This is a genomic window from Bradyrhizobium sp. WSM4873 (assembly GCF_055811355.1).
In genome coordinates this window covers 1-672 of record NZ_JBVVPS010000115.1, presented here as the reverse complement: position 1 = coordinate 672, position 672 = coordinate 1, and the positions used below count along the sequence as shown (strand labels likewise).

The window sequence follows — 672 nt, the reverse complement described above, 5'->3', positions numbered from 1 at the left end:
TGCGGATTCCGGGGATTGCGGCCAGAGATTCCGATTGAACGCGACCATGCATTCCGATCGAAGGCGGCCACCCGTTCCGACGAAGGCGGCCGGGGTGTCGTTGCCGGCATGAGGAGTTGGGTCAGGTTTTCTTCGCGGCGTCAAGATTGGCGCGTTGGGCAGTTATTTTCCGCATGCTGTCTCCTTTGAGGATGAGGCGGTGAGCGTTGTGGACGAGGCGGTCGAGGACGGCGTCGGCGATGGTCGGGTCGGCGATGATCTCATGCCAATTTTCGATCGGTACCTGGCTGGTGATGATGGTCGATCCGCGCTGGTGACGATCGTCGACGACTTCGAGGAGATCGCGACGCTGCTCGCCGGTAATCGGAGCGAGGCCCCAGTCGTCGAGGATGAGCAAATCGACCCTCGATAACGTCTTGAGGAGCCGCGCATAGCGTCCGTCGCCGCGGGCGAGCGCAAGAGCTTCGAACAGCCTTGGCAGGCGATGGTATAAGACCGATCGATTATCGCGGCATGCCTTGTGACCGAGCGCGCAGGCGATCCAGCTCTTGCCGACGCCGGTCGGCCCGGTGATGAGCAAATTTTGCTTGCGGCCGATCCAATCGCCATCGACGAGCTTGGCAAAGAAGGCGCGGTCGATGCCGCGCGGAGCGCGCAGATCGACATCTTCGA

Annotated in this window: 1 protein-coding gene; it reads right to left on the bottom strand. The window is 61.9% G+C overall.

Going from position 1 to position 672, the window contains the following annotated elements:
- Positions 1 to 121: 121 nt before the first annotated feature.
- On the bottom strand, positions 122 to 672 hold a 551-nt coding region (gene istB, locus AC0L21_RS37985), incomplete at its 5' end, for an IS21-like element helper ATPase IstB (protein WP_473267122.1).